The following is a 525-nucleotide window of genomic DNA, read 5'->3' on the forward strand; positions in this document are numbered from 1 at the left end:
GGGCGGCTGTGGGCATCTGCGCCCGTTACCATCGGCAGCCTGACCTTGACCGGCATGGAGGTGCCAAACCTCATCCGCGATGGCGGCACGCAGCAGGTTGCCGTCCACAAACTGCCCGGTGGCGGAAAGATCATCGACGCGGTGGGCAACGACCCCGACCGGCTGGAACTGTCGGGCACGTTTGTCGGCCCGACTGCGTATGAGCGCGCGTTGCTGCTCAAATCTATGCGCGTTGCCGGACAACCGGTGCAGTTCACTGGTGCGGGCCTGTCACTTCTGGTCAAGATTGTCCAGTATTCATACGATTTCCAGCAGAAGGGCATCGTCATACCCTACCGGCTGGTGCTGGAACAGCCACCGCAGACCGGCGCGACGGCTTCTGGTAATTCATCCGCCCTGTCCGCCCTGATCGGGTCTGATGCGGCTTCTGTCGTTTCATCCATCACCGGTGCCGTGAGTGATGTAGCCACCATTACAGGCAATATCGCGGGCCAGTTATCCACGGTTGTGGGGCAGGTGACGCCG

Annotated in this window: 1 pseudogene; it reads left to right on the top strand. The window is 61.7% G+C overall.

Going from position 1 to position 525, the window contains the following annotated elements:
- Positions 1 to 525: pseudogene (locus CFR80_RS19710) on the top strand (hypothetical protein); the annotation flags it as partial.

Origin of the sequence: Komagataeibacter oboediens (genome assembly GCF_003207815.1) — a bacterium.
GTDB lineage: Bacteria > Pseudomonadota > Alphaproteobacteria > Acetobacterales > Acetobacteraceae > Komagataeibacter > Komagataeibacter oboediens.